General features: G+C 65.7%; 18 protein-coding genes. 10 read left to right on the top strand and 8 right to left on the bottom strand.

Annotated features, from left to right (window positions below; all coding sequences use genetic code 11):
• From DIZ22_RS05885 to DIZ22_RS05870, 4 genes are all read left to right on the top strand, one after another.
• A complete protein-coding gene (locus tag DIZ22_RS05885) occupies positions 1–789 on the top strand; it encodes a GntR family transcriptional regulator (protein WP_122928031.1) in 789 nt (262 codons plus the stop codon).
• Positions 753–1,796, top strand: a complete 1,044-nt coding sequence (locus DIZ22_RS05880) for an SIS domain-containing protein (RefSeq protein ID WP_170978339.1) — start codon at positions 753–755, stop codon at positions 1,794–1,796. Before DIZ22_RS05885 ends, DIZ22_RS05880 begins: the two co-directional genes overlap by 37 nt.
• A complete protein-coding gene (nagA, locus tag DIZ22_RS05875; RefSeq protein WP_048936549.1) occupies positions 1,796–2,929 on the top strand; it encodes an N-acetylglucosamine-6-phosphate deacetylase in 1,134 nt (377 codons plus the stop codon). Before DIZ22_RS05880 ends, nagA begins: the two co-directional genes overlap by 1 nt.
• A 125-nt stretch (positions 2,930–3,054) precedes the next feature.
• On the top strand, positions 3,055–3,369 hold the full coding sequence (locus DIZ22_RS05870; protein WP_037521534.1) for a hypothetical protein: 315 nt from the start codon (positions 3,055–3,057) through the stop codon (positions 3,367–3,369).
• Between the two features lie 38 nt (positions 3,370–3,407).
• Here DIZ22_RS05870 and DIZ22_RS05865 read toward each other — a convergent pair whose 3' ends face one another.
• Genes DIZ22_RS05865 through DIZ22_RS05855 form a run of 3 tightly spaced genes read right to left on the bottom strand, consistent with a single transcriptional unit; the run spans position 3,408 to position 5,473 of the window.
• Positions 3,408–3,998, bottom strand: a complete 591-nt coding sequence (locus DIZ22_RS05865; RefSeq protein WP_048936550.1) for a TetR/AcrR family transcriptional regulator — start codon at positions 3,996–3,998, stop codon at positions 3,408–3,410.
• Positions 3,999–4,010: 12 nt separating this feature from the next.
• Positions 4,011–4,259, bottom strand: a complete 249-nt coding sequence (locus DIZ22_RS05860) for a hypothetical protein (protein ID WP_004212448.1) — start codon at positions 4,257–4,259, stop codon at positions 4,011–4,013.
• A gap of 41 nt (positions 4,260–4,300) precedes the next feature.
• Positions 4,301–5,473: a MaoC family dehydratase N-terminal domain-containing protein gene (locus DIZ22_RS05855; protein ID WP_048936551.1), complete on the bottom strand. Its 1,173-nt coding sequence runs from the start codon at positions 5,471–5,473 to the stop codon at positions 4,301–4,303.
• 148 nt (positions 5,474–5,621) lie between these two features.
• Here DIZ22_RS05855 and DIZ22_RS05850 point away from each other — a divergent pair, with 148 nt between their 5' ends.
• The 4 genes from DIZ22_RS05850 to DIZ22_RS05835 all read left to right on the top strand — a co-directional run bounded on the left by DIZ22_RS05850 (position 5,622) and on the right by DIZ22_RS05835 (position 8,683).
• Positions 5,622–6,191 (top strand): TetR/AcrR family transcriptional regulator, encoded by a 570-nt coding sequence (locus DIZ22_RS05850; RefSeq protein ID WP_048936552.1) that lies wholly within the window; start codon positions 5,622–5,624, stop codon positions 6,189–6,191.
• A gap of 108 nt (positions 6,192–6,299) precedes the next feature.
• On the top strand, positions 6,300–7,055 hold the full coding sequence (locus DIZ22_RS05845; protein WP_048936553.1) for an SDR family NAD(P)-dependent oxidoreductase: 756 nt from the start codon (positions 6,300–6,302) through the stop codon (positions 7,053–7,055).
• Positions 7,052–7,825 carry an SDR family NAD(P)-dependent oxidoreductase gene (locus tag DIZ22_RS05840; RefSeq protein WP_048936554.1) on the top strand — a complete coding sequence of 258 codons (774 nt, stop codon included), beginning with the start codon at positions 7,052–7,054 and terminating at the stop codon, positions 7,823–7,825. The genes DIZ22_RS05845 and DIZ22_RS05840 overlap by 4 nt, the downstream gene beginning before the upstream one ends.
• 18 nt (positions 7,826–7,843) lie before the next feature.
• A complete protein-coding gene (locus tag DIZ22_RS05835; RefSeq protein ID WP_048936555.1) occupies positions 7,844–8,683 on the top strand; it encodes a TauD/TfdA family dioxygenase in 840 nt (279 codons plus the stop codon).
• Between the two features lie 4 nt (positions 8,684–8,687).
• Here DIZ22_RS05835 and DIZ22_RS05830 read toward each other — a convergent pair whose 3' ends face one another.
• From DIZ22_RS05830 to DIZ22_RS05820, 3 genes are all read right to left on the bottom strand, one after another.
• Entirely contained in the window at positions 8,688–9,683 is a 996-nt protein-coding gene (locus DIZ22_RS05830; protein WP_048936680.1) for an AraC family transcriptional regulator, read from the bottom strand.
• Positions 9,684–9,768: 85 nt separating this feature from the next.
• On the bottom strand, positions 9,769–10,737 hold the full coding sequence (locus DIZ22_RS05825) for a magnesium and cobalt transport protein CorA (protein ID WP_004212440.1): 969 nt from the start codon (positions 10,735–10,737) through the stop codon (positions 9,769–9,771).
• A 62-nt stretch (positions 10,738–10,799) separates the two neighbouring features.
• Positions 10,800–13,241 (bottom strand): hypothetical protein, encoded by a 2,442-nt coding sequence (locus tag DIZ22_RS05820; RefSeq protein ID WP_048936556.1) that lies wholly within the window; start codon positions 13,239–13,241, stop codon positions 10,800–10,802.
• Positions 13,242–13,401: 160 nt separating this feature from the next.
• On the opposite strand from DIZ22_RS05820, the gene DIZ22_RS05815 reads away from it, so the two are divergent.
• Complete coding sequence (locus DIZ22_RS05815) at positions 13,402–13,779, top strand: LysR family transcriptional regulator (protein ID WP_048936557.1); 378 nt, start codon at positions 13,402–13,404, stop codon at positions 13,777–13,779.
• On the opposite strand, the gene DIZ22_RS05810 is transcribed toward DIZ22_RS05815, so the two are convergent.
• Together DIZ22_RS05810 and DIZ22_RS05805 are read right to left on the bottom strand one after the other, a co-directional pair.
• Complete coding sequence (locus DIZ22_RS05810; protein ID WP_048936558.1) at positions 13,774–14,760, bottom strand: cytochrome c peroxidase; 987 nt, start codon at positions 14,758–14,760, stop codon at positions 13,774–13,776. The two genes, DIZ22_RS05815 and DIZ22_RS05810, sit on opposite strands and share 6 nt — an antisense overlap.
• Positions 14,757–15,284, bottom strand: a complete 528-nt coding sequence (locus DIZ22_RS05805; protein WP_048936559.1) for a hypothetical protein — start codon at positions 15,282–15,284, stop codon at positions 14,757–14,759. The genes DIZ22_RS05810 and DIZ22_RS05805 overlap by 4 nt, the downstream gene beginning before the upstream one ends.
• A gap of 75 nt (positions 15,285–15,359) precedes the next feature.
• Here DIZ22_RS05805 and DIZ22_RS05800 point away from each other — a divergent pair, with 75 nt between their 5' ends.
• On the top strand, positions 15,360–17,507 hold the full coding sequence (locus tag DIZ22_RS05800; protein WP_122928030.1) for a TonB-dependent receptor: 2,148 nt from the start codon (positions 15,360–15,362) through the stop codon (positions 17,505–17,507).
• Positions 17,508–17,585: the final 78 nt, after the last annotated feature.

Below are 17,585 nucleotides of genomic sequence, written 5' to 3'. Positions count from 1 at the left end.
ATGCCGCTGCTTGCCGAACAGATTGGACCGCTCGACGCGCTGGGCGGTGGCCCGCTCTATCGCCGGCTCGAAGACGCGCTGCGCGAAGCGCTGCGCACCCAGCGACTGAAACCCAATGAAGCGCTGCCGCCCGAACGTGACCTGGCATCGGAACTCTCGGTGTCCCGCATCACCCTGCGCAAGGCGCTGGATTCCCTGGTCGAGGAAGGACTGCTGGTCCGCAAGCAGGGCGCCGGCACCTTCGTCGCCAACCGGGTCGAAAAGCAGTTCGCCAAGCTCTCCTCCTTTTCCGAGGATATGGCGGCACGCGGCCGCACGGTGCGCAGCGAGTGGCTGGGCCGCAGCATCGGCGCCGTCACGCCCGACGACGCGCTGACGCTGGGCCTCAGCCCCGGCGCGGCCGTCTACCGTTTCAACCGCATTCGCTATGCCGACGATGTCGCGATGGCGCTCGAATATTCGACCATTCCCGGCTTCGGCCTCGACGGTGTCGATGTCGTCGGCGCCTCGCTCTATGCAGCCCTGGAAGCTGCCGGCAACCGTCCGGTCCGTGCCCTCCAGCGCCTGCGCGCCGTCCTGTTCAACGCCGAACAGGCCAAGCTGCTGGGCATCGAGGCAGGGGCGCCCGGCCTCTATATCGAACGGCGCGGCTTCCTGGACGATGGCCGCGTCATCGAAGCGACGCAAAGCTGGTACAGGGGCGATGCCTATGACTTCGTTGCCGAACTCGACATGCGCGCCCGACCGAAAAGATGCCTGATACGATGCTCAATCCGCAAGATACCCTGATGTTCGCCGAGGCCGCAGAGGCCGGCGCCGTCATCGCCCGCCAGTTCGCCGCCAACGCCGAAACGGTCAAGGCGCTGGCCGCCAGCCTGCGCGCCGATCCGCCGCGCGGCATCGTCACCTGTGCCCGCGGCAGTTCCGATCATGCGGCGACCTTCGCCAAATATCTGTTCGAAACGCGCCTGGGCCTGCTGACCACGTCGGCCGCACCCTCGATCGCTTCGGTCTATGGCACCGCCCCGGCGCTCGCCGACATGCTGGCCATCGCCATCTCGCAGTCGGGCAAGAGCCCCGACATCCTGGCCACGGTCGATGCTGCAAAAAGCGCGGGCGCAAGGACCGTCGCGATGGTCAATGTCGCCGACTCGCCGCTTGCCGGCCAGGTCGATACGCTGCTGCCGCTCCACGCCGGCCCGGAACGCAGCGTCGCCGCCACCAAATCCTATATCGCCTCGATCGCCAGCCTGCTGAACCTTGCCGCCCATTGGAGCGAGGATGCGGAATTGCTGGCGGCGCTGGAGACTGCCCCTGCCCTGCTCGCCCAGGCCTGGGCCTGCGACTGGACGCCGCTCGTCGAACAGCTCGCCACCGCGCGCGGCCTCTACGTCATCGGCCGCGGCATCGGCTTCGGCATCGCGCAGGAAGCTGCGCTCAAGTTCAAGGAAACCAGCGGCCTTCATGCCGAAGCGTTCAGCGCGGCCGAGGTCAAACATGGCCCGATGGCGCTGGTCGGCCCCGATTTCCCGCTGCTGGTGTTCCGCCAGGCGGATGAAACCGCCGAAAGCGTCGATGAACTGGTGCGCGAGGTCGTTACGCGCGGCGGCCAGGTGTTGATCGCCGGGGAGCCGGTGGATGGCGCCATCCACCTGCCGGTGCCCACCGCCCATCCGGCGATCGAACCGATGCTGCAGGTCCAGGCCTTCTACCGCGCGGTCAACGCGCTGTCGGTCCGGCGCGGCTTCAACCCGGACCAGCCCCCGCACCTTGCCAAGGTGACGGAGACCCTCTGATGCGTCACGCTCTGGTCAACGGGTCGATCCTGATCGACGGCCACTTCCATGCCGGCAAGGCGCTGCTGATCGAGGGCAATCGCATTGCCGCGATCCTGCCCGACGCCGATGTCCCGACCGATGTCGCGCGGCGCGACCTGGGCGGCGACCGGCTGGTGCCCGGCTTCATCGATACGCAGGTCAATGGCGGCGGCGGCGTGCTGTTCAATGATGCCCCGACGGTCGAAGGCATCGCCGCGATCGGCGCCGCCCATCGTCGTTTCGGCACCACCGGCTTCCTGCCGACGCTCATCAGCGACGATCTGGCCGTCATCCGCCAGGCGGTCGCCGCCGTCGATGCCGCGATCGAGGCCGGCGTGCCGGGCGTGCTCGGCATCCATATCGAAGGGCCCTATCTCAATATCGAGCGCAAGGGCATTCACGACGGCGACAAGATCCGCCCGCTCGATGCCGAGGGGCTGGAAGTGCTGTCTTCGCTCAGGCGCGGTCGCACCCTGGTCACGCTGGCGCCCGAGCGGACCTCGCCCGACATGGTGCGCCAACTTGTGGAGCGCGGCGTGATCGTCGCGGCGGGCCACAGCAATGGCGGCTATGAGGATATGATCGGCGCGGTCGAGGCCGGCCTGTCCGGCGTCACCCATCTCTACAATGCCATGTCGCCACTGGGCTCGCGCAAGCCCGGCATCGTCGGCGCCGCGCTGGAGCAGGACAGCGTGACCTGCGGTATCATCGTCGATGGCCATCATGTCAGCGCCACCGCGCTCAAGATCGCGCTGCGCTGCAAGCCGGAAGGCACGCTGATGCTCGTCACCGACGCCATGCCCTCGGTCGGCTCCGACGCGGACGAGTTCATGCTCCAGGGTCGCCATATCCTGGTCCGCAACGGCGCCTGCACCGATGATGCCGGCACGCTGGCCGGTTCCAATCTCGACATGATCACCGCCGTCCACAACAGCGTCGCCATGCTGGACGTCCCGATCGAGCGCGCCATCGCCATGGCATCGGCGGCCCCGGCCGCCTTCCTCGGCCTTGCCGCCGAAACCGGTCGCATCGCGCCCGGCCTGCGCGCCGACCTGCTGCAATTGAATGCCCAGGGCGCGGTCGTGCGCAGTTGGATCGGCGGCAGCTACTGAACCAAACATCGCCGGGGCGGTTGGATCGCGCCCCGGTTCCCTGCCTGCTCGGCCCCGCTTATGATACAGATCGTCTCACGGCCGCTGGACGTCGGGACAAGACCTGTTGCCTTGAGAGGATGCTGATGAAAACCGCCCTGATCGCCACCAGCCTGATCTTCGCTGCGACCACGCCGCACATCGCCATGGCGCAGGCCCCTGCCGCCGCGCCTGCCCCAGCCTATAGCGTCGAGACGACCGACATCGGCACATTGCTCGACAATCCGGCGACCAAGGCCGTCCTGGACAAGAATCTGCCGGGCTTCACCGCCAATCCGCAGATCGACATGGCGCGTTCGATGACGCTGAAGGGCGTGCAGCAATATGCTGCCGACACGCTGACCGACGCCGCGCTTGCCAAGGTGCAGGCCGATCTCAACAAAATTCCGGCCAAGAAATAAGGATAAGGCCGGCGCGCATCATCGCGCCGGCTGACCGGCTAGGCGGTGGGTTCGTCGGCATCCTTGCCGGTGGCGTGGCGCATCAGCGCCTCCACCATGGCCAGCGCCTCTTCATGGCCCAGCGTCACGCCCAGGCTCTGCTCCATCACGATCGACCGGGCCATGCCCGCCGTCAGCACCGAAAGCCCCACAGGCGACAGCCCCGCGCCGTCGGCCGCGCCGATCGCCCGCGCCTGGATATCCCGCAATTCCTCGACAAAGGCGGCGATTTCCTGGCGGATCGCCTTGCGATGGTTGGACAGCGCCATGAACTCCAGCACGATCGCGCTGCCATCCGGATCGGAATTGAGCTGCCACAGCGCGCGCAGCGGATCGGGCGTATCCAGCCGGCTGGCCAATTCTTCCTTGAACCGGGCCGACAGACTGCGGAACAGCGCCAGCAGCAGGTCGTCGGTCGTCGCAAAATGATAATGGACCAGCGCCGGCGTTACGCCGACGATCTTCGCCACGCGCCGGGTGGTGACGGCGGCATAGCCCTCCTCCACCATCAGCCTCTCGGTCGCGGCCAATATCGCGCCGCGCGCCGATGCGCGTTCCTTCCTGCCGGCGCGGGTTATGCCTTTTTCCATCGCCCCTGCGGCTTATTCGTCCAGCATGTCCATCACGTCGCGCGCGGCATTGCGATCGGCTTCATCCTCGAAGGCGACATCCAGATCAGGCGCCGCGCCCAGCATGTAGAGCAACGTCCACAGGGCGAAGCGCCGGGGACGGTCGGTCTCCAGCCCGAAGGCCACCTGCATCCGCTCGATCCCGGCCGCCATGCCCTCGGGCGGTACGCTGGCAAGGTCGTCGGTGCCGAAATAATGGCGAAATTGATCGTCTAAATCCATCGCCGCGCTATCCCACAGCGCGGCGCGCTTGACCAGACGGATCAGGCCGGCCGTTTGGGCAGTTCGATCTCCGCCTTGGCCGTGGCCAGCACTGCCCCCGCCTGATTGGCCATGCGGCAATCGACCTGCACCATGTACCGGCCGTCCTCATCCACGAACTTGTCGAGGATGGTGCCGGTGGTGATGGTGATGTCGCCGGTCAGCGCCGGGCTGCGATAATTGCAGGCGGAATGGCGGATCATTCCCCATTCCCCCGCCCAACCGGCGAAATAATCGGTGATCCACGCCCCCATCGACGCGCCATAGCCATAGCCGCGCGGCATGCCGATGAACCGCGCCCAACGCGGGAAGAGATGGCCGCGCGACGGGCCGACATAGGCGCCGTCGGTGAATTCGGGATTGATCGCCTCCATCACCGGGTCATTCTCATGCCCCGCCATTTCCTTGACGAAGCCCAGCGCCTCCATGTCGAGATCCGTGCGCCGATGGGTGCCGCCCCATTGCGTGAAGATATAGGATCGCCATTCGGTCGCGAAGGAGACGATCGAATGCGGGCCGACCACCCGCTCGGGCAGCGCCGCGCCGACCGTCGCATCGTCCCACCAGCGCCGGTCATGGCCCAGATCGTGGAGCATCTGGACCCACTGCATCTTGCGCGCTTCCAGTTCCTCCAACTGGTCGTCGGTCCAGACCGGATCGTCAAAGCCTTCGGTCGGGACATTGTCCTTGCCCGCTTCCTGGCTGTAGCGGATCGAGGTGGAGCGCTGCTTGGCGATCAGGTCACCCTGCTGGTTATAATAGAAATTGTCGCCGCGCTGGAAACAGGTGGGGCCGGCGAACTTGGTATCCTTGACAGTATAGTCGAACGGGATGCGTTCGTTGAGGATGCGGTCGCCCGCCACCATGCGCGGGCCGTAGAACCACCATTCGTCGCCGCCGAACAGCATGTGCGAATTGGGCACCCGGCCGATGCAGGACGGCGCGGAGCCATGGGCGCAGTCCATCGTCACGGCAAAGCTCTGTGGCGCGACCATGCCGCCCCAGCGGCTCTGCGCGGCATAACCCGCATCATAATGGAGCCGGTTGGGATAATGCATCGCCTGCACCCAGCGGCGGATATCGCCATTGTTGATCGGCTCGACCATCCGCGCGGGCTGGATCGGCTTGCCCAGATAATTGTCGATATCCGAACAATCGAGCGTCGGGCTGGTCATGGATCGTCTCTCCGCAAGGGTCTTGTTTGGCGCCAAGGCTAGCGACGCCCCGACACCACGACTTGACCAAAATGGACAGGCGCCCGGCCATTGCCGCGCCTCATAAAATTGCCCAGAAGCGGAGGCGGAGAAGGACGGAAAGGACGATATGGCTACCGCTCGCAGACTTGGCGCCGAAGGATCGCAGAACCGCGCCCGCTTCATCGACGCGGCCGAAGCGATCCTGACAGAGGTCGGCGAACATGGCATTTCCGCGCGGCAGGTGGCACAGCAGGCGGGCCTGAAGACCCAGCTTCTCTATTATTATTTCCGCACGATGGACGATCTGCTCCGCGCCGTGGTGCAGCGGATCAACGATCGGCGCATGTCCCGGTTCGAGCAGGCACTGGCCGCCCCCCGCCCGCTGCGCGCCATGTGGGAGATGATGCGCGATCCCTCGACCGCTGCGCTCGCGGCCGAACTCAGCGCCATCGCCCATCATCGCGAGGCGGTGCGGGCCGAGATCGTCACCGCCGCTCAGGCCTTTCGCGCGCATCAGGCAGAGGCAGTAGCAGCATTGCTACCAGCCGATCAGGCCGCCAACGCCAGCGGCCTGGTGATGATCACCGCCTCGCTCGCCCGCATGCTGGTCAGCGAAACAGCGCTTGGCCTGACAGAGGGTCATGACCAGGCCCTGGCCATGATCGAGGCGATGCTGGACCAACTCGAAGCCAAATGATCGCCCCGGCGCTATTACCGACCCTGCCATCGCACCACCCCGCCCACCCCTGCTAACAACCTGTTCAGCATCGCGGTCCAGCACAGGCCAGCGGGGCAAGGAGAGGTCATGGCAGCACTGGAAAACAAGGTCGCGCTGGTCACCGGCGCATCCTCCGGCATTGGCGAGGCGGCAGCGCTCGCGCTGGCGCTTGAGGGTGTCAACATCGCTGTCAACGGACGGCGTCGCGATCGGCTCGACGCGCTGGTCGCCCGGATTGAAGCGGCAGGCGGCACGGCGATCGCCCTGCCCGGCGATGTCTCGATCGAGGTGGATGCAGCGGCCGCCGTCGCCGACACGGTGGCGCGGTTCGGCCGGCTCGACATCCTCGTCAACTCCGCCGGCGTCAACGAGGCGGGCGGGATCGAAAGCCTGACCAGCGCTCAGTGGCAGCGCGTGATCGACATCAACCTGATGGGCACCATCCATGCCTGCCGCGCCGCCTTCCCGGTGATGAAAGCACAGGGCAGCGGCGACATCGTCAACATCTCCTCGACCGCCGGCCGCCGATCGGGCTGGCGCTTTGCCGCCTATTCGACCAGCAAGTTCGGCCTGACCGGCTTCACCGAAAGCCTGCGGCAGGAGGGCGGCCAGGCTGGCATCCGCGTGTCGATCATCGAACCGGGCGCGACCGCGACCGAGATCGCCAGCTCCATTTCCGACCCGCAATGGCGCGACATGATCCAGCAGCACACCCACAAGGACGGCGCGATGGCGCCGGACGATATCGTCGCAGGCATATTGCTCGCCGTCAGCCTGCCGCGCCGGGCCAATCTCAGCCGTATCCTGATCCAGCCGACCATCGACACGGAGCCGATGCCATGAGGCTGGCGGGCAAGAGCGCGGTCATCACCGGCGCGGGATCGGGCATGGGCAAGGCGATGGCGCAGCGCTTCGCGCAGGAGGGCGCGCGCGTGCTGTGCGCCGACATCAGCGGCGCACAGGATGAGGTCGCCGCCGCCATCGGCAATGGCGCGATCGGCCTGCATGTCGACGTGGCCGAGGAAGCGGACGTGCAGGCGATGATCGCCGCGGCCCGCGACGGCTTTGGCCGGGTCGACATCCTCGTCAACAATGCCGGCTTCGGCGGCGGCATCATGCCGCTGCACGAACAGAGCAGCGACAATTGGGACCGGGTCCATGCCGTCAATCTGAAGGGCGTATTCCTGGGCATGAAATATGGCGTGATCGCCATGCTGGAGAGCGGCGGCGGCGCGATCGTCAATATCGGATCGGCCACTGGCATGGTCGGGTGGAAGGGCCATGGCGTCTATGCCGCCGCCAAGGGCGGGGTCAGCCAGATGACAAAATGCGCCGCGCTCGATTATGCCGCGCACCATATCCGCGTGAACGCCGTGCTGCCCGGATCGATCTGGACCGGGCTGGTGCCGATGGCAAAGGATCATCCCGAACCGCCGCCGGGCATCTTCCGCGTGCCCGGCATCCCGATGGACCGGTGGGGCCTGGCCAGCGAAATCGCCAATGCCGCTTTGTTCCTCGCCAGTGACGAGGCGTCCTACATCACCGGCACCTTGCTGCCGGTCGATGGCGGCTATTGCATCGGCTTTTCCGGCATGGCCGCCGAACAGGGTTGAGATCGAAGGAGCAGGATCATGAACGTCATTCACAAGAGCCGCGTGACCTTCCGCCCGGTCAAGCCGCTGATCGGCGCGGTGGTCGAGGCCGATCGGGAGGCGCTGTTCGATCCCGAGGTGGTCGCCCAGTGCCGCGACATGCTGGAGGAGCGAACCGTCCTGGTCATGCCGCAGGTCCATTTCACCAATGAGGAGCAACTGGCCTTTACCGATCTGCTCGGCGGGCGGCTCAACCTCACCAGCGAAGCGACGACCAACAAGGACGAGGACGTCTATCAGGTGACGCTGGATCGCAAGATCAACCGCGCGCCGGAATATGTGCTGGGCACCTTCTTCTGGCACATGGACGGCATGCCGATGGAAATGCCGCCGCCGCTCGCGACCCTGCTCTCGGCCCGCCGGCTGGCGCCCAAGGGCGGCCAGACCGAATTCGCCAACACCTTCGCGGCCTATGAACAGATGCCGGAATCACAGCGCACCGAGATCGAGGATCTGCGCATCATCCACAGCGTCGCTGCCAGCCTACGTTCGATCGCCGACGCTATTCCCGAAGCGGAAAAGGGCAAGCTGGCGATCGGCGTCGAGAAGGAACGGCCGCTGGTCCAGACCCACAAGAACGGCCGCAAGAGCCTGATCGTCGGGTCGACCGCCGACCGGATCGTCGGCATGGAGCTGGCCTATGGCCGCGCCTATATCGCCCGGCTCAACGAATGGGCGACCCAGCCCGATTTCGTCTATCAGCATCAATGGCACGCGGGCGACTTCGTCATTTGGAGCAATACCGGCGCGCTGCACCGGGTGGTTCCCTATGCCCGCGATTCCGGGCGGATGATGCACCGCACCTCGATTGCGGGCTGAAGGATCAGGCGGGCGCGTGCAACCGCGCCCGCAACCGCGTCGGCGACGCGCCGAACCAGTGATTGCAGCTGCGCGTCATCACTGACTGTTCGGAAAAACCCAGCTTCTCCGACACATGGGCGAAGTCGATGTCAGTCTGCTCCAGATAGTAGCGCAATATGTCGCGTCGCACCTCGTCCTTGATCTTCTGGAAACTCGTGCCCTCCGTCGCCAGCCTCCGGTGCAGGGTCCGCGGGTGCAGCCCCAGTTCAGCCGCGACCCGGTCATTCGAGCAATGGGCGGTCCACAGCCATTGCATGACGATACCGCGCACCTGCGCATGCAGCGGCGGGTGGCGATTGGGAAATTCCCGTTCGATATAGGCGGTGACGGCGGCGAAGACCGCAGCGTCCCGGTCGATCACCGGGCATGCCATGTCGCGCTCGGAAAAGCTGATCCCGTCCTCATTCTGGCCGAAATGGACCGGGCATCCAAAATAGCGGCGATAGATGCGCGCCGGCGAGATCGGCTGGTGGCGGAAATGCACCCGCCGCGCCCGTGCCCGGCCGCCGGTCAGTTCCATCGCGAAAAGATGGCCGACCAGCAGGATATGCTCCATCGCCTGCGCCCGGTTGGGCACGCCATCGAGCAGGATGTCATGCCCGACGAAGACATGGCGGACCGCGGGAAAGCGGCGGAGCCAGACCGACGCCGCCAGGCTGTGCGCATAATTATGGCTGCACACATAATCGATCGCCGCGCCAAAGGTCGGCGCGTTGCGCATCGCGTCGCCGAGCGGCCCGAACAGGTCCACGCCGCGCTGCCGCAGGGCAAGGCGCATGCCGAAATCCGGGCAGGCGAGCCGATGCGCCGCATCCTCGATCAGCGCAATGGTCTGGCGATAGCTGGGCGACGCATCGCCGCTGTCCGGCGCCTCGCCGCCCAGTTCCGCCACCAGCTCCGGCAGGAACCGCAGCATATGCGCATTGATCGCCTCGAACGCGTCGCGATCCTCATCCATCGCCTGACCTCCCATTCGGACAGGCTGGCACCGCCTGTCCGAATAGGTCAAGCGACTGCCGCTCCATTTCGGCGGGGCGATGTGCTCAGAGCCAGTTGAGCTTGCGGAACCGCCGATAGAGGATGGAACAGATCAGCAGGATCACCGCCAACACGACGAAATAGCCGTAGCGGGTCTTGAGCTCGGGCATATGCTCGAAATTCATGCCGTAGATGCCGGCGATTGCGGTCGGCACTGCCAGGATCGCGGCCCAGGCGGCAAGCTGACGGGTGATCGTGCCGGTGCGCTGCTGTTCCAGCAAATTGCTGAACTCGAAGACGGAATTCAGCACCTCGCGCAGATCGTCGACCATCGTCTGTACCCGCCGCACATGGTCGCGCACATCGCTGAAATAAGGTCGGGTTTCCGGGTCGATGCAGGGCAGGTCGATCTTGACGAACTTGGTCGCGACCTCCTGCATCGGCCCCAATATGCGCTGGAAACGGATAAGCTGCCGCCGCAGATTGAAGATACGGGTGATCTCGTCACGGCCGAGGAAATTGTCGACCGTGTGCTGCTCCATGGTCAGCACTTCCTCCTCGATCCCCTCGACGATCGGCAGATAGCCGTCGACGATGAAGTCGAGGATGGCGTGCAGCACATAATCGACGCCATGGGCCAGTCGGTCCGGCACCGCCTCCAGCGCATGACGCAGCTCGATATGCCCGCGCGCCGAACCATGGCGGACACTGATGATATGGCTGTGGCCAACGAAGATGGCGGTCTCGCCATAGGCGATCGTCTTCTCTTCGACATGGGCGGTGCGGGCGACAACGAAGAGTTGCTCGCCATAAATGTCGACCTTGGGCAGCTGGTCAGCCTTGATCGCATCTTCCACCGCCAGCGGGTGAAGATTGTAATTTTGCTGCAGCGTCCGCATTTCCTCGGCCGTCGGGCTGGCAACGCCGATCCAGACGAACTCCGACTTGTCTTCGGCGCAGTCGATCCGTTCGGTGATCGACACTTCGCGCACGCGCTGGCCGTTGCGATAGAGATAGGCGGCAATGACGGTCATTCGGGCCTCGAAATCATGCTATTCTGTCAGCTTAGCGCGGCCAGCCTTGATCGGGAAGGCGATCAGGCGGCGGGCGACGGTGCCTGCACCACCAGCATCGCGCCCTGCGCGTCGCGCAGCCGGACATAAAGCTTGCCGTCGGTCGGTGCCGGGACCGTCAGGGTCGATCCGGTAAAGCCCTGCGCCACCGGAGCCGGCTGATCGAAGGCGGGATTGCCGGCGACGGCATCGACCAGAAACAGGTCGCGTCCCTTGATGGTGCAGCCCTGATCCTTCTGCTCCTTGCCCGCGCAATCCACCGCCTCGATCCGCGGCAGGCGGGCAAGCGGCATCAGCGGCTGCCAATCCCCCTGTTCGCGGCCCCGCACGATGCGGAATTGCAGCGGACCAAAGGCGGGGCCGAGCGCCGCCGGATCAAGCGTCGCCACCATCACCTGCGGACTTTGCAGTTGCAGGCCGGAACCGGCCGTCAGCCGAACGCTGGCGCCGCCATCCTGCGTCGCCACCTCGATCGCATCGGTCATGGCCAATTTGGTGCCGTCCTGCGCCTGCACGGAAAAGATGAGGCGGCCATTATTGGGCAGCACATCCGATCCACCCAGCGTCACCGGCAGACCCGTTGCCGCAGCTGGCGTGACGCTCTTGTTGAGCAGGGTCACGCGGGGCCGCGCGGGGGCGATCGTGACCGGCACGGATACGATGCGCCCATCCTCCAGCTGCACGCGGGCGCTGGCGCCTTCGGCGGGCACAGTCCCATCGCCCGCGGCCGTCAGACGGAGCCGATCGACCGAACCGTCGCGGGTCAGGCCATCGGGTTTCCAGCTACGCCCGCCAAGGTCGACGCTCGCCACCTGATCGAGCCGTTGCCCCGTCATTTCACCCCAGGCATCGCCCTGATGCACGGTCAGCCAGTCCAGCTTGCTCGCCGGGGCATAGGCGCGCAGCGCCATGGAGAATGGCTTGGCGACGCCCTGATATTTGACATCGACAGTGACAGGTCCGGCGCGCCGATCAGCAAGCGGCAGGGTCAGGTCCAGAGCATCGCGGCCCTGCACCTTCCAGCCGATCGCCTGGGGCGCTGCATTGCCCTGGCGCAGGGTGACACTTTCGACGCAAGAAGGCGCACCGCCCGTCAGCGTCAGGCCATTGTCGCGGCCGACGACCAGCGTCGGCGCCTCGCCCTTCACCTGCCAGGCCGCGTCATCGGGCCGCTGCAGGATATAATCGGGCCCTTCGAACCGGTCGAACCCCCATTGCCCATAGACATGGGCCTCGATCGATCCCCTGAAGTCAGCCGGCCAGGGACCATCGGCGCGGATCACATAACCGCCCCGGTCGGCCCGTGCCTCCAGCGGATATTCGATCGTCTGGCCCGACGCCGCCTTCAACTGCACCGTCATGCCGCGCGCATAGCTGGTCGAATAGATGAGCGGCGCTCCCTCGACCGGCAGCACCGTGCCGGGCAATGCCGCGCAAATCGGCGCCTGCGCACCGCTGCGCAAGCGTGGCGGGCTGTCCGCCTCGATCGAGGGCATGCCGACCACCATCACCGACTTGGGCTTGGCAAAGGACGGCGCCTTGTTCAGCATCAGCCCGATATTGTCGTCGCGGCGCAGGCTGACGGTCGGCAGATATTCGAAACTGGGGCTGCTAAAGGCCCCGAACATCCGGGCCAGATCGCGCACCACGCCAATATAGGGGCTGTAATAGCCATAGCCCGCTTCACGCGTGGAGGCGAGTTGCAGGGCCAGGTCGGTCGGCGTGCCGCTCAACGTCTCGGCAATCGAACTGCTGTGAACATCGGCGAGGACCAGCTGATCCTTATTCTCCAGCAGACAGGCCGCCTGAAGCTCGATCACCTTGGACAGGCAATCCTCGTTGAGCTTCATAGACAGGCTGCGGGCCAGCGCCGGGGCGACGCTGCGCAGGAATTCGGGATGGCTGTTTTCCTGTGTCCGGATTGCCGTCATGAAGGCATCCAGCCGCGAGCGATCAAGCGACGCCTGATTGAGTTCCTGCGTAGCCCGCACGAACTCGCCCGGCTTGCCGCGCACCGCGTCACTAACCGTACCCTCGCCACCGCCGGTCTCGGGCACCAGGAACAGCACCATCTGTCGCGCGCCGTCCGGCACTGTCAGGGCGAGGCGGCGATCCTTGTCCTTCTTCTTCCATGTCTCCGCGCTGTCGATCCAGTCCTTGGGCGGCGGGTTTGTCGCGCCCCGCAGGAAGGCCGACATCAGCACGAAATTGGCGCCCTGTTCCTTGGGCAGGTTCGGCTCGATCAGCAGCTTGTCGCCGGCCCGCAGGCTCGGCACCTGGCTGATCGGCAAGCTGGTCGTGCCGCGGGTCACGCTGACCTTGAGGTCCGGCCCGGTCAGCTCGAACGGCGCAGGCTCGGCCGCAAGGCCCGGCGTCAGCAATGCAGCCCCCAATGCCGTTCCGATCAACAGGCCGATCGGCTGGCGCAGGCGCGCGGTCGGGATCGGGGCGGAAGGCTGGGGCATGTCTCTCTATCCGGCTATCTATGTTTTTCGGCGACCATTGCGCCTGTCCCACAGGAATTCGGCAATTCCAAGGCGGCAGCAAATGCGGGCCATGCCACCCCCTCGCTGAACCTGCGACAACGGGCTAAGAGGGGCAAATTGCACGCAATCAGGCAGGGCCATGCAGACCGGAACGCTCAAGCTCAAGATCCAGATCCTTTGCGGGGGCGAGATCGCCATGGGACCGGGCAAGGCCGATCTGCTAGACGCGATCGCGCAGCACGGCTCCATATCGGCGGCCGGGCGGGCGCTGGGCATGAGCTATCGGCGCAGCTGGCTGCTGGTTGATACGATGAACCGCTGCTGGAACGACCGGCTGGTCGAGACGGTCGCTGGCGGCGGCCGTGATCGTGGCGCGCGGGTGACGGAAGCAGGTCAGGCCGTGCTCGCCGCCTATCGCGCGCTGGAAGAGGTCGCGCTCACCGCGACCGGCGGACAGGCGCAGGGCCAGCTTGACGCCCTGCTACGGCAGATCCCCCTGCCCGCCCCTCTTTCATAGTTTCTTGCCGCAGGCTTCAGCCGGCATGGCGAAGCGTGGATCGGTGAGGAACGCCTGATCGGTCAGGCTGTCGAGGAAAGCCGTGATCGCGATCCGTTCGGCGTCGGTCAGTTTCTGGCCATGGCGCAGGATCGCCGCATCCAGCGTTTGCGCGGACCCATCATGCCACCAGGGGCCGGTCACCGCGACGTTGCGGAGCGGGGGTGTGCGAAACCGTCCCGCATCACTGGTCAGCCCCGTCTTTTCGGCCAGTCCCGGATCGGTGGCCGTCGCCGGTTCCAGCCGATGATAGGCGCCGTCACTGAAATCCCGCCCCGCATGACAGGACGCGCAGCCCTTGTCCGCGAACAGATGTGCGCCCCGCCGGGCCGATGGCGACAGGGCATCGGCCTGCCCCCGTCGATCGCGATCATAGGGGCTGTCGCGCGAAATCAGCGTGCGTTCGAACGCCGCCAGCGCCGCCGACACCGTCGCGATGTCGATCCGGCCGCGACGGTCCGGGAAAGCGCGCGCGAACATCCGGCGATAGCAGGCATCGGCGCCCAGCCGACGCGGGAGTTCCGCCTCCAGCCCCTTCATCCCCATTTCGACGGGATGCTCGCCGAGCAGCGGCACGGCGACCTGCGCCTCCAGGCTGGTGATCGCCGGATCAGCAATGGTGAGGCGCGGCAACCAGGCGACATTGGCCAGGCCCGGCACATTGCGCAGCCCCGGATCGCCATGGACGCCGGGCCGCGTGCGATTGCCGTCGGCAAAGCCACGATGCTGCTCATGGCATCCAGCACAGCTCAACGTGCCATTGGCCGACAGGTCGGCGTCATAGAAAAGGCGGCGGCCAAGCTCGACCTTCGCCGCGCTCATTGCGTTGCCGACCGGGACTGGGGGCGGCGCTTCGCCCAGGGCCAAGCTCCAATGCCACGGCCGCCCCGCCCCGATCAGCAGCAGCGTCGCGAGCAATAGCAACCAGCGCGCCGGCTTCACGGCAGACGGGTCACCAGCACCGTCATCTGCGGATCGCCATTGGCCGCGAGTTGCAGGATATAGTCGCCTGGTTCCAGGCTGTAATCGACCATCTTGCGGATGCCGGTGCAATCGGGGCCATGGCCATGCGCGATCGAGGTCGCGGCAGTGCCGTCCTTCACCACATCGACCCAGGCGCCACTGCTCAGCGCCACCCGCCATGTGCCGGGCTGATCGACGGTGAAATGGACGATGCCACCGAAGCTGACACTGCCGCCGGGTTTGGCCGGCCGAAGCGGATAGCTGATCCTGGGCGTCGGCAGCAGGGTCAGCGCCACGGCCTGCCCGGCTTTCAGCTTGACCTTGCTGGCTCCCTTGGCATCCGCCGCCGCCTTCATCGGCTGCGGCGCGCGCCAGGATGCCATCTCCGCCGGCGGATCGGCCGGGGCAGCGCAGGCCGGCGTGCCCGACATTTGCGCGAAGGCCGATGCCGGCACCACAGCCGCACACAGGGCCGGAAACAGCAGGAACAGTGGCTGACGCACGGACTTCCCTCCCGAAGGCAAAACTATATACGGCGGGATATAGCGAGTCGAACGACCAAGAATAGGGGGATTTTCATGCGACAGACCATGATGCGCATTTTGCTGGCCAGCGCCTGCTGCTGGACCGCGACGGCCCAGGCACAGGGCGCGCCCGACGCGACCGGCGACAGCGATCGCTTCTCGCTCGGCCAGATCATCGTCACCGCCCCCCGCACCAGCGGGATCGAGATTGACGGCAGTACGCTGTCTTCCGATGCCATCTACAGTTTCAACCGCACCTCGCTCGACGATGCGGTCAACCTCATGCCCGGCGTGTCCGCCGGCAACAGCGGCGGCACCCGCAACGAGAGACTGGTCTTCGTGCGTGGCTTCGACCGGTTCCAGGTACCGCTCTCGATCGATGGCATCCGCGTCTATCTGCCCGCCGACAACCGGCTCGATTATGGACGCTTCCTGACCACCGACATTGCCGAGGTCCAGGTGGCCAAGGGCTATGCCTCCGTGCTGGACGGCCCCGGTGCCATGGGCGGCGCCATCAACCTGGTGACCAGCAAGCCGACCAAGGCGCTCGACATCGATCTTCGCGGACAGGTCAACTTCGACAATGACATGGACTATGCCGGCTATACCACGTCGGCCAAGGTCGGCACCCGGCACGATCTCTGGTATGCGCAGGCCAGCTATGCCCGCAGCTTTACCGATCATTGGGACCTGCCCAATGATTTCACGCCGCGCGTGTCCACGCTCGAAGATGGCGGGGCGCGCGACTTTTCACGGGCGGAGGACTGGCGGGTCAATGCCAAGCTCGGCTTCACTCCCAATGCCACCGACGAATATGCGCTGAGCTATACCTATCAGGAAGGATCGAAGAGCGCGCCGCTGCATATCAGCGACACGGTCACCACGGCCCGTTTCTGGGACTGGCCGTCCTGGGACATCACCAGCGTCTATTTCCTGTCGACCACGGCGCTGGGCGACCGGGCCACGCTCAAGACCCGCGCCTATTATAACCAGTTCGATTCGATGCTCCGCTCCTTCAACGACCGGACGCTGACCACGCAGAGCCGGCCCTACGCCTTTGACAGCCCCTATGAAGACAAGGCGTGGGGCGGATCGGCCCAACTCGATTTCACCGCGACCGATGCGGACACGCTGCGCCTCGCCTTCCATTATCGCCATGATGAGCATGTCGAATATCAGACCAGCTTTTCGACGGCCGGCGTCGCCACCACGGAGCCGAAACAGACCCAGAGCGAGGCCACCTATTCCATTGCGCTGGAAAATGAGCTGGCGCTGAGCCCGACGCTTCGCTTCACCCTGGGTGGCAGCTATGACTGGCGCAACCTGGAACGGGCCGAGGAATATGGCGCCCCGCTCGGCACGTCGGGGACGCCATCGGTCATCTACAATTACCCGCGCAGGGACGCCGACACTTGGAATGCGCAGGGCCGATTCGACTGGCAGGCAGGCGACGCCCTCGCGCTCCACGCCAGCCTCTCGTCTCGCGCCCGCTTCCCGACCATCTTTGAACGGTTCAGCCAGCGCTTCAACACCGCCATTCCCAACCCCGACCTGAAGGCCGAACGGGCGACCAATGCGGAGATCGGCGGAAGCTGGAGTCAGGGATCGATCCGGCTGGAAGGCGCGCTCTTCTACAGTTGGGTGCGGGACGCGATCTTCAGCGTGCCGACGCCGGCCTATCCCTGCACCGCATCGACCACGCCGCCCGCCGTGCCGACCACGGGCTGCGCCCTCACCAACCTCAGCCAGAGCCGCAATGTCGGCAAGGGCGAATATTATGGCATCGAACTGTCGGCGTCGGCGACGCTGCTGCCGTGGCTGGACGCGGGCATCAACTATACCGGCATCAAGCGCGACCTGACCGATCCGTCCAATGCGCGCTTCCGTCCCACCGGGGTTCCCACGCACAAGGGCTTTGCCTATCTCGACTGGGCGCCGGTCGAACGGCTGCACATCGTCCCCAGCGTCGATCTGGCGTCGAACCGCTGGACCCTGTTCACCGCAACCCCGGCGTCGCAGCCAGCCCGCTATTACCGCACCGGCGCCTATGTGAATGCCAGCCTGCGCGTCGATCTGGCGCTGACCGACCAGATCGACCTCAGCATTGGTGGGCGCAATCTGTTAGATGACTATTACACGCTGACGGATGGTTTTCCCGAACCGGGACGCACCGTCTATGCATCGGCGCGTTTCCGCTATTGAACCGAACGTGGCCGGGTGGGGATAATGGTTTATCTTTGCCCGGCCGCAGGTTATCGTGATCTGCGGTCGCTATTCTCG

This window comes from Sphingobium sp. LF-16 (assembly GCF_003711185.1).
GTDB lineage: Bacteria > Pseudomonadota > Alphaproteobacteria > Sphingomonadales > Sphingomonadaceae > Sphingobium > Sphingobium yanoikuyae_A.
Note: the sequence above shows the minus strand (reverse complement) of the source record. Positions and strands in the feature narration are given on the sequence as shown.